General features: G+C 67.6%; 10 protein-coding genes. 2 read left to right on the top strand and 8 right to left on the bottom strand.

The window, feature by feature from the left end:
* Positions 1-6: 6 nt before the first annotated feature.
* The 8 genes from HNQ08_RS12690 to HNQ08_RS12655 all read right to left on the bottom strand — a co-directional run bounded on the left by HNQ08_RS12690 (position 7) and on the right by HNQ08_RS12655 (position 10349).
* A complete protein-coding gene (locus tag HNQ08_RS12690; RefSeq protein ID WP_184132571.1) occupies positions 7-5517 on the bottom strand; it encodes a DUF2272 domain-containing protein in 5511 nt (1836 codons plus the stop codon).
* 65 nt (positions 5518-5582) lie between these two features.
* On the bottom strand, positions 5583-6236 hold the full coding sequence (locus HNQ08_RS12685) for a PASTA domain-containing protein (RefSeq protein WP_184132568.1): 654 nt from the start codon (positions 6234-6236) through the stop codon (positions 5583-5585).
* Between the two features lie 27 nt (positions 6237-6263).
* The gene (locus HNQ08_RS12680) at positions 6264-6848 is read right to left on the bottom strand and encodes a hypothetical protein (protein ID WP_184132565.1); all 585 of its coding nucleotides are present in this window, start codon (positions 6846-6848) and stop codon (positions 6264-6266) included.
* On the bottom strand, positions 6845-7405 hold the full coding sequence (locus HNQ08_RS12675) for a hypothetical protein (protein ID WP_184132562.1): 561 nt from the start codon (positions 7403-7405) through the stop codon (positions 6845-6847). Before HNQ08_RS12675 ends, HNQ08_RS12680 begins: the two co-directional genes overlap by 4 nt.
* 5 nt (positions 7406-7410) lie before the next feature.
* Positions 7411-8364: a hypothetical protein gene (locus tag HNQ08_RS12670; protein ID WP_184132559.1), complete on the bottom strand. Its 954-nt coding sequence runs from the start codon at positions 8362-8364 to the stop codon at positions 7411-7413.
* A 39-nt stretch (positions 8365-8403) separates the two neighbouring features.
* Complete coding sequence (locus HNQ08_RS12665; RefSeq protein WP_184132556.1) at positions 8404-8655, bottom strand: hypothetical protein; 252 nt, start codon at positions 8653-8655, stop codon at positions 8404-8406.
* A gap of 88 nt (positions 8656-8743) precedes the next feature.
* The gene (locus HNQ08_RS12660) at positions 8744-9643 is read right to left on the bottom strand and encodes an AfsR/SARP family transcriptional regulator (protein ID WP_184132553.1); all 900 of its coding nucleotides are present in this window, start codon (positions 9641-9643) and stop codon (positions 8744-8746) included.
* A 478-nt stretch (positions 9644-10121) separates the two neighbouring features.
* Complete coding sequence (locus tag HNQ08_RS12655; protein WP_184132550.1) at positions 10122-10349, bottom strand: hypothetical protein; 228 nt, start codon at positions 10347-10349, stop codon at positions 10122-10124.
* A 711-nt stretch (positions 10350-11060) separates the two neighbouring features.
* Here HNQ08_RS12655 and HNQ08_RS12650 point away from each other — a divergent pair.
* Together HNQ08_RS12650 and HNQ08_RS12645 are read left to right on the top strand one after the other, a co-directional pair.
* Positions 11061-11717 carry a YdcF family protein gene (locus HNQ08_RS12650; protein WP_184132549.1) on the top strand — a complete coding sequence of 219 codons (657 nt, stop codon included), beginning with the start codon at positions 11061-11063 and terminating at the stop codon, positions 11715-11717.
* A gap of 521 nt (positions 11718-12238) precedes the next feature.
* Positions 12239-13570, top strand: a complete 1332-nt coding sequence (locus HNQ08_RS12645; protein ID WP_184132547.1) for a replication initiator protein A — start codon at positions 12239-12241, stop codon at positions 13568-13570.
* Positions 13571-13718: the final 148 nt, after the last annotated feature.

Here is a 13718-nt window from a genome sequence, read left to right as displayed (position 1 = left end):
GCGGTCCTATTCCTGGCGGTGGTCGGTGCGGACCCGCAGCACCGCGAAATACTGGCGCTGCCCGCCGTCCGTGAGCATCCGGCCATCCGCGCCGATCCGCAGCACCTTGCGCCCCACCGTGTCGCCCACGTTGCCGCCGATCACGCCGAGTCGCCCGGGCGTCACCTCCACCACCACGTCACAGTGGGAAGCGCGGAACTGGCCGTCGTCCACGTTGTCGTAGGTCACACCACTGTCCTGGCGCCCGGTGCAGACGAGGTCACCCACCTCGGGCGCCCGCTCGGTGATGCGGTAAAGCCAGAAGGGATTGCTGAGGTCACCCGCCGTGCGGTTGCGTTTGGCGGCGGCGCAGTAGACGGTGTGGCCCGAGGCATAGCTGAAGAGCGGCCCTGCCCCCGCCCGGCGCATCACCCAGGAGATGAAGGCGGCGCTCCAGGCCAGGCGGCCCTCGATGGCCTGATCGGCGGCGGCGCCCCCCAACCCCACGCCCTCCATCCAGTACCCGCGCAGCACCGGGCGCATCGCCGGGTCAGTTTCCGTATGCGCCGTCCCGCCGGGGTGCCAGCGGGCATATTCTTCCAGCGCAATCCGCACAGCGTCCGTTCTCAGGATGGACCAGGGGGTGTTCGGGGCAGGTGGGCCAGGCTGGGGAGGATCCGGGATGGGCGGCACCGGACCCGGTGCGGACCCACCCGCCCAGATGTCGAGCTGCGTCCAGGTGCGGGGCCCAATCACCCCATCATGCTCGCGCGGCTGACCGGGAAAGGCACGCTGCTGGAAGGCGACGACGGCCGCGCGGGTTCGGGGACCGAAAGAGCCGTCCTCCACGAGGGGAGCGCCGGGCAGCCCCGGCTGTCCGGAGGCCATCAGGCGGGCGTGAACGGCATTGAGCTGCCGCTGGGCGTCCCGCACCGCCTCGCCCCGGGCACCGACGCGCAGGGTGGGCCGCCCGCCAGGGCTGGGAGGAGTGGGGCCCGGTGGTGTGGGGCTGGGCGGGTACGGCGGGACGGGCAGCGGTGAGGTTCCCTCCAGCCGGGCGCGGGCCTCTTCCCAGCGAGGGCCCCGGCATTGCCGGTCCACTGCCGCCGTCAGGTCAGAGACCCGGATGGTGCCGTCGCCCCGGCGGTCCAGGCCACGGTTTCCGGCATAGGCAGCGGGGTAGGGACCCTCGCGTCCGGCGAGCACGGTGTCCGGGTCCGAACCCAGCGCCAGGGTTACGGGCAGGAAGGTCGCCTGGTACAGCCGGGCGGTGGAGGTCAGTCCCGCTGCCCGGTACGGCCGGTAGAAGCGCAGCACGAAGGGGAGTTGCTCCACGGCCCCCAGCTGCCGGAAAGCCTCGTGGCCCGCCGTCCAGCCCAGGCGCACCAGGGTGGCGGGCATGAACTGGATCAGGCCGCTGGCGTGGCCATGCGGATTGTGGGCGGCCGGGCGGATGCCGCTCTCGGCCATCATCACCTGCAGGAGATGCAGCGGCTGGGCGCCGATGGCAGCCGCGACCTCACGCACTCCGGCAAAGAAGGCGTCGGGCAGGTCGGCGCTCTCGCCCGCCTCGGCGTCTCCCGGCAGGACGCTCTCCCCGGCCCCCGAGGGCAGCGGCCGCGGTCCGCGGATGTTGTGGAAGGTCGTGAAGTCCCAGTAGCCCCGGGTGTCGATGGCGACAGCGTTCCAGGCCCGGGCGGCCTCGTTTACCTCCAGCCAGTCGCGAGCGAAGTCGCGTGATCCGGCCGCCATCCGGGCGGCCATCGCCCGGGCGATGTCGTCGCCACCTCTCGCATCGGCCGGAGCCCCGCCACCGTAGCCCAGGATCGCCCGCAGCGGGCCGCCGTGGGTGGTGAGCAGCCGCGCCCAGGCGAGTCCGTTGCCGCCCGGATCGCCGAAGGTGGGAAAGTCCACCCGCAGCACCGAACAGCCCGCCAGGATCAGCACGTCGAGGTCCAGCGGGCTGCGCCAGTGCGGCACCAGCTCGGCAGGTTTCAGCCAGCACGACTCCTCGCGCGAGATGCCCTCAAACAGCAGGCAGTTGTGCGCGCTGGAGCCGTGGCCGGAGTAATACACCACGTCAGCGGGACTCCGGATCAAAGCCCGTGCGGGCGGTACGGACACCTGGACGCCCGGCAGCGGCAGGGCCATGACCTCCAGCACCTCCACACCCGCGGCCAGGAAGAGCTTGCGGGCGTCAGGCACCTCGCCTGCCGGATCGCCCGTGGTGCCGCTGCGGCTGTTCGGGAGGGTGGCCCGTCCGCGTGGCGCCCAGCCCAGCGTGTCCCGGAAAGCCGCGTCGCTGGTGCCCGGCCCCAGGTGATCCGGCTGCCGGACCAGCGTCGTCACCTCCTTGCGGAGGGTTTCCACGGCCAGGAAGGCGCCCAGATCGCCAGGAGCACGCGAGAGCCCGTAGCGCGCCCGCCCGCCGGGTTCGGAGGAGACGCGCGGCAGGCGCAGCGTTACCCCCGCGTCCAGCGTGGCGGTCCCCGCGTCGCGGTTGGGCGGGCGGCTCGACACCACCACGTCCATCTCGGCAGGCAGCACCGCCTGGGGCAGGCCAGACACCGTCAGGCGGACGTTGGCCCGGATTACATCCAGCCCGATCACGTCGTCCCAGGTCAGCGGCCGGGTCAGGCCGTCGTCGAGCAGGTCGAGCCCCTCCACCGTCAGCGCGGCCAGTGGCGCCGCGCCGGGCAGCAGGACCACCGCGTCGAGTTGGGCCCAGGTACGGGCGCCGACCTTGCCGTCGTGTTCGGCGTTCAGGCCAGGGAAGACCTGGCGCTGGAATTCCAGCACGGCCCCCTGGGTGAGGGCGCCGTAGACGCAGTCCTCGGTGAGCGGTGCGCCCGGCAGACCCGGCTGGCCGCGCAGGAGCTGGGCCAGGTGAAAGGCACTCAGTTTCCGCTGCACCTCGCGCACGGCGGGGTGGACCGAGCCGCGGGTAAGGAGCCGGGGGCGGTCGGCGGGGGCCACGGTGACCTCGGGGCAGCGTCCGGCAACCTCAGCGGCGTCCGTGGTGTCAGCGAAGGCCGGCGGCGCGGCGTGGGGCCGCAGCACGACCGTGTTGGCGCCCACCCGCCCCGCACCGTCGAGCGCCCATCCCTGGGTGGGGCGCACGTCTCCACCGGCCACACGCCAGACTGGCGCGGAGCCCACTCCCGGGGCGCGCACCACCGATACCGTGGTGAAGGGGCTGCCGCCTGCTCGCTGCACCAGGAGATCGCCCGGCTCAAGCCCCGGCAGCGTCCCGCCCGGGGCCCCGACCAGCGTCAGCGCCGGGTCCATCGCCGCGCGGACGGCCGGGAACTCCCCCGCGCCGTAGGCCTGCCAGACCTCGTGCGGCCGCAGCGGGCCGCTCCAGGAGTTGGCGGCCTGGGGCAGGCAGGCTGCCTCCCGCAGCACCTGCGCCGCCGAGGGGGGGTGATCCCGGTCCAGCCCGGCCTCGAACTGCTCCAGAAAGCGCAGGCCCGCCGGCTGGTCCCGGTCGGTGGCCCGGTCCATTCTTGCCTGGGAGAACGCTTCGGTCTCTGTCTCCGGGGCAGAGGCGAATTCCAGGGCGGTCAGGTCCGGGTCCACATCGGAGGCGAAGGACTCGTCCTCGCCTTCGGGCATAGGGGCGGACTCCAGCGCCATGTGCGGGGAAGCCGCGTCGGAGTAGAAGGCCTCCTCTCTGAGAGTTTCGTCGTCGGGCAGGCCGCTCACGACATCTGGGAGAGGTTCGGCCGGCGCCTCTTCGGGTGGAAGGTCTTCGGGCAGGGCGATGAAATCGGACATGGGCCTGGCCTCCTCTCTCAGGGACGGTGGGACAACGTGGCCGGACTGCGCCGCCTGCACCGCCCGCAGGGTGTCCAGGTAGCCGCTGCCGACGCGGGCGGGGTCCAGTTCAGGCCCGGCGGGCTCACAACTGGCGAGCAGCAGGCGCCGGGTCCTGACGATATCGAGCGGTTCCCCGGCGGCCTCGAACATCAGGGCAAGCGTGCCGGTGATGTGCGGCGCAGCCATGCTGGTGCCGGACATGCGGGTGTAGAGCCGGTCCTCACCCCCGTCTCGCGCCCGTGAGCGGGGGGCCAGGATCATCACGCCGGGGGCGATCAGGTCAGGCTTGGGCCGCCCATCGCGGGTGGGGCCGCTGCTGGAGAAGCGGCCCAGCGGCCGGTCCTCGCGGTGAGGGTCGTAGGCACCCACTGCCAGGGTGCGGTACCCCGTGCAGATGGTGCCTAGGGTGACCTGGGCATCTGCCTCCTCCCGGGGAAAGCGCGACTGGCAGCTCCCGCAGGCACTGTCGCGCTCGATCCAGGCGTGGACGCGGCCGTCCTGCACGTCCTCACCGGTCAGGGTGACCTCCCAGGAGGTGACGCCTGGCACGACCTCGAAACGCACGCTGACCTGATGATCCCCGTTGTTGGGGTCAAAGGCGCGGTGGTAGAGGCGCACCACTTCGCGGCCCTCCAGCTGCGCCGTGGCCCGCTCGCCCCGCGCTGCCTGCACCCGGAAGCGGCCGTCCGCCGAGCAGACCTCCACGCCCAGACGGTCACGGCCCGGGTACCACAGGTCAAGTTCGTTGGGACTGCGGTCGCCGGGATTGACCCGGATCTCGAAGCGGTGCCTTCCGCCGGGACGCAGGGTCCACTCGGTGTGGGTGCGGCGCTCGAAGTAGTTGCCGCAGCTCTGGCCGATGGCACGGCCCGGGGCCAGCGACACCCAGGCATCCAGCGCCCGTTCGACCAGGCTGCGCCCCGTCTTTTCACCTGCGTGCCGCCCCAGGCTCAGGTTGACCGCGCAGGGCCGCCCCGCCGCGATCCGTGAGATCAGGTCCAGCCCCTCCAGCAGCTCAACCGAGTTGCCCAGCGGCACCGCGTCCGGCCCTTCCCGGGCCCCCATATGGACGAACACCAGATCAGCCCCAGGCGCCACCCCCGTGGGACCGCCGCCCCGGCCGTTGCCGCCCGCGATGCCCAGCGTATGCGTGCCGTGGGCGCCCAGGCCAGGGTCCGCGTCGGCAGGGTGGTAGTCCAAGGCTGCGTAGGGGTCGGGACTTTGCAGGGCCGCGTTGATCCGCTCCGCAGCGAAGATCCGGCCGTAGCCGTAGGGCGACGTGTCCATCTCGCCGCGCAGACGCTGATCCCACAGGGCGAGCAGGCGGGTGCTGCCATCCGGGTGGCGGAAGTCCGGGTGCGCGAAATCGCAGCCCCAGTCGATGACGCCGATCACCACCCCTCGCCCAGTGACACCCAGCCCGGGTGGGCGCCGGGTGTCGCTGGGAGTGGAGGTCAGATCCTCGTTCAGGTCATGCAGAATCGGAGAGGGTTCCAGATCCGCGCTGAGGCCACGGGGCGCCTTAAGGCTGTCGACCCGCGGATCACGCCACACTTCGGGGATGCTGTCGCGCTGCACCCGTGCCGTGACGATCTCCCCGAAGGAGGCGACCACGCGCGTTCCGGCAGGGGGACGCGCAGGGTCGAGCAGGCGCATGACCACCGCGACCTCGTCCCCGGGGTCACCCTCCTCAAGAAGTTCGTACAGCTCGGGGTCCATGGGCGCCTCGGAAAAAGGAGCGGCCAGCCGTGAGTTTCAGGCCGCCGTCCCAGACAGAACAACGGCTAGGTTTTGGCCTTGCTGCTGGTGGGGTTGGGCCCATCCCCACCGCTATTCGCCTGGATCAGGCGCTTGAGTTCCTCGAACCGCCTGCTGGCGACATCCTCCCGTTCCAGGGCCCCGGTAGCGCTCTGGAGGTCCGCTTTGGTGGTCAGGTTCTGTAAAGCGTTGTTCGCATCCTGCTGCGTCACCAGGCCCTCGATCTTCTTGAGTAGGGCGTCGTAGGCAACCTTCACCGTTGCGACGTACTTCTGAAAATCCTCGTTGTCATCCATGGCCTGAACGAAATTATCTGCCGTGAGAACTTTTGCATCATCGAAGACTTTCCGAATCTTCTCAAGATCACTGAGTTCCCGGGCTTTGATGACGTAAAGCGTGACCTGAGTGCCTGCGGTTGCGACCTCGCCTGCTTTGGGAGCCTGGTGCTTGACTGTGCCCGGATCGCCATCGGCGGTTAGAGGCCGAATTCTTGAGCTTAGCCGACGTTCGCGGAGAAGTTGCTCGGCCTCAGCCTGCTCCATACCGGTGAGATCGGGCACCTCGATCAATGCCTCCCCAGCAAGTGTGGGTGCTGGCCCCTGTCCCTGCACCGGATTCACGGTGAAAAGTTCTTGCAATGTGCGTCCGAAGCCTCCCCCAGCACCGGAAGGATTAGTCATGACATTCCTCCATCACTTGTGAGCCGTTTAGCGGCGCGTGAGCAGCACCGCGAGCAACAGGGTGCTCGAGCTGTCGCCGCCCAGCAGGCCCCCACCCGACGAGCTGTCGCCCGAGTTCCCGCCCATGAGCAGCATGAATGGCAGGATCGAACTCAGGCTGTCACTGGGCTGGGTGACCACCTTGGCAGTGGTGCCGTCGGCCCGAACCACATCCTCGGTCTTCTGCGAGATCATCGGCAGCAGCACGGCCAGCGTCTTGGTCTGCTGGAGGTCGCGGCGAATGCCGTCGCTGCTCTTCTTGCGCTCCTCCATCTCCTTGCGCAGGGCGGCGGCCATTCGGTCCTGCTCGGCGGCGACCGAGCTGGTGCGGGTTTCCAGCGTCTTGACGCTGCCGGCCAGCGTGGTGATCTTGCCGTCGAGGGTCCGCACGGCGGCCTGGAGCTGCGCCTGGGTGACGGTATTGGACGAGGGGCGAGGCTGGAAGCTGCTCTGCGACGAAGGCGTCCGCACCGGAGTCTGGTTGCGCCGCCCCCGTGACCGGGCACGCTCGTCGGACTCGTCGAATTCAAAGCTGTCGAGGTAAGAGTCGATGTCATCGGTGTACATGGTCATAGCGGTCTCCTTTCGAGCTCGGGCGTCTCACAGCCCGCGAATGGCCTGTGATCAATGGGGAATGAGGCCGCCTCCAGCGCGGGTGCCACCAGCCGCCGGAAGGCCGCCGCCTCTGGCCGCACGAAGCCGGGCTGTCCCCTGCCCCGGCACAGACGGCACCCGGGATCCTCGCCCCAGCAGCTCGGACAGGCTCCCAGCGCCAGTGCGAGGCCGTCCAGCAGCGCGTGGCATCCGGCGAGTTCGTCCTCCAGTTCCTCCAGCCGCAAGCGCAGCCGTTCCAGACGGACGCGGCGCTGCGTCTGCCGCCGCTCCTCTTCCAGTTGCCGCAGTTCATCCAGTTGCCTGGCCTCCTCCCCAGCGCGGGCCAGGGCCGCCAGCCGCTCCTCTTCCCGCTGCTGCGTCTCCAGGTCCTGGGTGAGCGTCTGCTCCCGCTGCGCGAGCATCTGTGAGAGCAGCCCGAGCGCCGGGTCGTCCCCGGCCATCCCGGCCAGGGCACCTTCCAGGCCCCCGCCCCCGGCCGCCTGCTGGCGAAGCGCTTCAAGCAGCGCGTCGTTCACGGTGCTCAGCCTCCCCAGACCGGGTGGGCCTCATCGAACTCCCACAGCTCGAAGTCGAGGGCCTCACTGTCGTCGTAGGCCTCGTCCTCATCGAACGCCTCGTCATAGGCCTCGTCCTGCGCCTCCATGAATGGAGCGGGGCGCTGGCGCAACATGGGCGGCGAGGCCCGGAGCATCTGGAGCAGCCGCGCGGCGCGGCCATCGGGGTCATTGGGGTCGACCACAAACTGGCCGGCGCTGTTCATCAGGTAGGCGGGAGGGCTGTCCAGAGACTCGCCGGAGCCCCAGGAGATCTCGGCCTCCGCTTCGCGGCCCAGCGCGCCGAGCAGGCCAGCAAAGGCACTTGCGGGAACGGGTGTGCGCCCCACCCCCAGCGGGATTGCGCGGTTCTGGCCGCCCATCAACGCCTGCAACGCCCGCTGGGTTTCGGGACGGCTCAGCACGTTCATCAGGGTGCTGGCCGCTCCGCTCCCACGTCCACCGCTCCCCAGCAGACTGCTCAGGGCGCCCATCGCCCCACCCGCCATCCCGCCGCGTCCGGTCAGCGTCCCGGCGGTGTTCACCACGCCGCTGATCGCCTGGCCCACGCCGCGCGCTCCCCGGGGACCGTGCTGCGCGAGCCCCGAGCCGACACCGCCCGCAATGGCTCCGCCCAGGGCACCCCAGGGTCCCAGTGCCGAGCCGGCCAGGGCGCCCTGGGCCGCGCCTGAGAGAACGCTCCCCGCAATGGGGGCGGCCCGCTGGGCAAAGCGGCCAACATCCCGGGCCGCGCCGCTCAGCGCGCGGCCCAGGCCACCGAAGAATTCCTCGTACTCGGCGGGGGTCACGCCCTCGCCGAAGGCCGATTCGAAGGCCGACTCCAGCTCCGCGTCCGAGAGGTGGGCGAAGCTGGGACTGAGCATCTCCCGCAGGTGCGGGTAAAAGGTCTGCGGCTCGCCAGTGAACGGTGCGGTGGTCATGACCCCTCCTTGGAGGTGTGGTGGGTGTCAGGCCGGACCTCAGGGAAGGGGTCGGCCGGTCCAGGTTCTCCAGTGACGGCCCCAGCGCCAGTGCCAGCCGGGGTCAGCCCCCGAGCGCTCCAGGGCTCCGGCGATGACCACGGTGATGTCATCAAGGCGCCGGACGGCCCGGCTCTCGCGGCTCGGCAGATGGGTAATCTGGCCTCGCCACGGCAAGCGCCCGACCGGGCTGCCCCCCGGCTCCAGCCAGATCTTGATGACGAACGACTGCGCGCTGTCAAACATGAGCACCTCGCAACTGTGAAAGGGGAACGCCCGCCCCCATCGTCCGTGGGGGCCGTCTCGGGGGCGTCTCGGTGCTGTCTCGCCGGGGAGGAACTCAGGGCTCCTCGCGCAGGCGTCCCCCATCGGCCAGCAGGTTCCGCAGCTCACGCACGGCCGCACGCAACTCGTTGAGGAGTTCCAGGGCCGAGTCTGGTGTGGTCAGCCCGACAGTTGGCGGTCCGGAAGCCGTCTCCAGCGGCTGGTCGTCGCGGATGCCCTCGTACAGGGCGAGCGTGGCGTGCGAGGGCCGTACACCCAGTTCCTCGCGCAGGGCGAGTTCGCAGAGGGCGAACTGGCGCAGGGCGGCGGTCCGGTGTCCCGAGCGGAAGTGAAGCCGCATGACCCGGCGGTGGGTGTCCTCGCTGGCCCGGTCAAAGGCCAGGAGGCGTCCGGCGTAGTGCAGTCCACCCTCCCAGTCCCCGTAAGCTTCGCAGTGGTCGGTTAGCTTCTCCAGCGCCGCCAGATGCAGGTTTTGCAGTCGCTCGCGCTCGGCCAGGCACCAGTCCGCCATCCAGCCTTCAAGGAGATCACCCCGGTACAGCGCCACCGCGGCCCGAAGCGCCCACGCCTCCGCTGGGGTCAGGTCTGGCCCGGTTCGGCCCTGCAGGGCACGCACTGTCCCCTCGAAGGTCAGGGCGTCGCAGCTCAGGTTGGGGTGGGAGCGCAATTCCACCCGGTCGCCCGTGAGGTGCAGCAAGCCAGCGTGCAGCCCGGGCGGCAGGGCCGAGTGGAGGTGCCAGAGCGCCTGACGCAGTCCCTTGAGCGACTGCGCGGTGGACGCCATCCCGGCCTCGCCGCCCCACAGGGTGCTGGCCAGAACCTCGCGCGAGTGGGGCTGGTGCGGGTGCAGCAGGAGGAAACTCAGGAGCTCGCGCGCCCGCTGGCTTTCCAGTGCGAGCGGACGGCCAGCGGTGTCCTGCGCCTGAAAGACGCCGAAGAGCAAAACCTGCAGCATGGCCTGGTCCTCCTTTCCCCTCAATGCTGTCTGGTGCACGTTCCTGTAACGCGAGCTGTCCGTCCATCACGCGATGTGTATCCGTTCGCATCTTCGTTTCCGCCCGGAACACCTCACCCTGGTCCTGGCCACCACAGGGGGTTTCACTGGAGGCCAGCTCTCTGGCCCTCCTGCAGTCGGGTGGCCAGCAAGCGTTCGCCAGTCTCTTCCAGATCCTGAGCGCCCTTCGGGATTTCGCCCATGTCCTCGAGACAGTTCCGTCGCCGAAGTGCGGCGAGATGGACCATGGCGCCACCGGAGGGGTGCGCTACACGCGTCGCGGATCTTCAGGTGTAGCGCGCCCGACGTATGCAGGCCGAGCCAGACCCGCTGGCGCATTCCGGCAGAGGCATCGCCCTGCGTCAGCCGGGTGCCCGGAGTGCCGAACACACCTGGGCAGAGCGCGGCCATGCGGAGCAGAGGCTGGCGCTCCATGGCATCACCTGGCCGACGGTTCCGTGATCGGCGGCTTCGCGGAAAGGTGGGCCCGGGTCTGCGGCACCTGGGCAGTCATCACCATCGCCAGGGTGAAGCCGGGCACGCCCTCAGGCTCAATTGACGGCACCGCGGTGATCGTGGGGGCAATCAGAGTGCCTTCGGGGATGGACTGGGCGGTGGGGAGCATGACGAAGGTGATGACGAAAACAGCCCAGCAATTCATATTCATGGCATCTCCTGGTCTCCAGGGGGCGAACTCTACAAATAAAAGATTTGTGACAATCTTTTTGTAACGTGAATTTTGTTTGAGGCCCGTGGTCTCGCCTGACCATCTCGCGCGGCTATATCAGCGGGGCTGGCCGATGGTCACGTGGTCGGCCGTGCCCAGGATCGGCGTGGCCGGCTGAGCGTTGTGGCTCTTCCTCCTGCCGGGGGTCGTGGTGACCCCCCTGCGCTCCACTGACCTCAGCTCGGACACACCCGCTACGCTACGATGAGGCGATTTCTTGCCGCGCTCTGGGCGTTCCCGCACCAGCTCCGACTGTAGTAGCACCTGATCTCAGACAGCACGGGAAGGGATCAGAAGGGACGCGGGGCCTGTGAGGGACGGGAGAGGAAGGGCGAATCACTGGAAATACGCGTTCAGGGCACCAAGCGGTCGGTCAAGAGTTCGAGGCTATTAGGGTGCGCCACGAAACCCCCTCTTGGCACGGCGAGAGCAATGCTTCTGTTCCCGGTGACGCAGCTTGTCAGCGATGAGCGGCGAGAAGTTGACGTTCCACTCGCCAAGCGTGTCGTGACTGACGTCGATCCGCGCTCCTGAAGCAGGGCCTGTCCGTTTCGATCGCTCAGCGGGAATCGGCGGCATCGGGCTGACCGTCAGTCACTGGCGGCCACTCCACCGCTTAACCTGCCAGAACTGACGCTCGAGTGGAGACCCATGGGCAAAGCCTTGTCAATTACTTTCGCGGTCACGGCCTTGGGCGGTCTGTCCACGGCATTCCTGTTCACCCCGCTGTTCCCTTTGGCGCTCAAGGCGTTCGAAATCAGCATGCCGCCGGAACAGGCCGACGTCATCGTCATCCTGGGCTCGGACATCAACTGCGATGACCGCGAGCCGGACAAAGTCGGTGCAGTCCGAATCAACAAAGGGCTCGCCCTGTTTCAGGCGGGCTACTCGTCAGCCCTGACCGTCACCGACGCCGATCCCGTCAGACCTCCCGGATGCCCGACGATGCGAGAAATTCAAAAGGAATACATCGACGGCAAGCTCAAGGCAGCGGGAGAACTCCGGAAACCCCAGGTGTTTGTGCTGGAGCATGCGAAGGATACGAGGCAGGAAGCGATGCGTGTGACAGCCCTGGCCCATCAGCAAGGCTGGAAAACGATGCTCCTCGTCTCGTCCCCTTTGCACCTTCGTCGCGGTGTGCTGTTGTTTTCCCGCGCAGGCGTGAGGGTGGTGCCTGTGGCTTCCGACGAGTTCAGGTACGCCGCCCAACTTCCAACCGTCAAGGAGCGCTGGGTCGCCTTGCGTCTCCTGGGACACGAGGTTCTGGGTTTCATCCAAGCATTCTTTCCGATCAGTTCTGGCAAGTGAACCTCAGCGAAACCGGAGTAGCTGAGCAGGTGACTGACGCAAACCCACAGCAGGTCCATCACACCCCGTGACTTTGGATGATTGAGGTCTGATACCCCGTGACTTTGAGAGGTTCCGCAGTCAGTCCACACCGTGACTTTGGATGATTTGACTCCCTGGACCCCGTGACTCTGGATGTTTGACCCCGTGACTTTGGATGATTCCACAGCCAGTCCACCCCGTGACTTTGGATGATTTGACTCCCTGGACCCCGTGACTTTGGATGTTTGACCCCGTGACTTTGGATGATTCCACAGCCAGTCCACCCCGTGACTTTGGATGATTTGACTCCCTGGACCCCGTGACTTTGGATGTTTGACCCCGTGACTTTGGATGATTCAGGGAACGAGTGCCGTCCCACACGTACAAAGGTGGCGCTCCTGATGATGATTCATCATTCTTTTTTATTCTTTTTCTTTAAAGATATTGATCAACAACACGATGCTTGGCCAGCCCAAGAGCACGTGGGGTACCATGTTCACATGTCGAAACCGGTGAGGCAGCCACGCTCTGTCAATGGACATGACGAGCGCAACCTCGCCCGGCTTTCCCTGGTATTAGCCAATAATCGTGTGCCCAAGACCCAGACTTCCTGGACCAAGGAATTCGTCTCTTCGGATGAATTGGGCACCACGATCCGCGTGGAATGCACTGCGCCCCGCCACGACGTCGTGCCGCACGGTATGGATAACGATATCTTGCTCGGCCTCGTGAACGCCTATATCGCTGCTGGTATGCCTATCAGCGGCGTGCTGCGCACCACCAGCTACAACCTGCTGCAGTACTCGAGTCTTGCAGACTCGGGCTTCCATTACAGCTCTCTCGCGGAAAGCTTGCAGCGGTTCCAGGGCACCATCTACAGAATTACCGACAGCTGGTACGACAACGAGCACTACCAGTACCGCAGCATCAACACCAGCCTGGTCATGAAGTTCGTGGTCGTCGATAAGGATCGTCAGCCCGACGCGTTCAAAGAACTCAAGGCCGATTCCCTGCTTGAGATCACGCTGGACAGTGACCTCACCGCCAGCATCCGCGGCGGCTTCATCCGGCCGCTCGACCTGCAGTTCCTGCGCAAGCTCTCCCAGCCGCTGCCCCGCCTGCTGTTCCGCGTCCTGAGCGAACAGCGGCATCCCCACGATCAAACGTCGGTCGGCAGCTACCAAGTCAGCCTCCGGGCGTGGGGCCAGCACCTCGGTATCTTGGATGACCGCGCCTTCCGGATCCGCCGCACGCTCGATCCCGCCCACAAGCAGCTGATCGAGCAGGGCTTCCTGAAAAGCGTCGATTACCTGGGCCGCGGCGAAACCCAGGAGGTGCTGTACACCTTTGCAGAACTCGTGCTACCGCCGGCCAACCCCGAGGCAGTGTCCCTGTTGACGCAGCGCGGAGTCAGCCACGCGATCTCGGTTCAGCTCGCGGCCGAGCACGGGCCCGAAACCGTCCAGCGACAGGTGCAGAAGTTCGATGGATTGATCGCCGGCGGCTACAAGGTCAGGAACAAAGCAGCCCTGCTGGTGGATGTCATCCGGAATCCCTCCAAATACCCCGAGAGCGGGCCAGCAGCACCCACCCTGGCATCCGTACCCAGGCGGCTCACTCTCGAGATGTCTGAGCCCCTTCTGGAGCCGCCGCGGACGCCTGCCGGGGCCCGGGTGCTCCTCACCGGCGTTCGCCTGCCAGACCCTGTCTTGCAACGCGCCATTGAACTGTTTGTCGCCGGCGCTGTGGCCGCGACCGAACTGCTCAGCCTGAAGCAAGACAAAGATCCGGCGCGCACCGTGACGAACTGGGCACAGCGGCAGGACGTGTGATCTTCCTCCACGTTTGCTCTGCCATTTCATACTCCATTGATCTACATGGAGAATCTCTGACGGTGGCCAAACGTCAGCCTGACACGCTTGCGCAGCCCCTGACTTTACGTGTAGCCCGGGCAAATGCGGGAGGCGACTTTGACCGTAC

The organism is Deinococcus humi (assembly GCF_014201875.1).
Classification (GTDB): domain Bacteria; phylum Deinococcota; class Deinococci; order Deinococcales; family Deinococcaceae; genus Deinococcus; species Deinococcus humi.
Note: the sequence above shows the minus strand (reverse complement) of the source record. Positions and strands in the feature narration are given on the sequence as shown.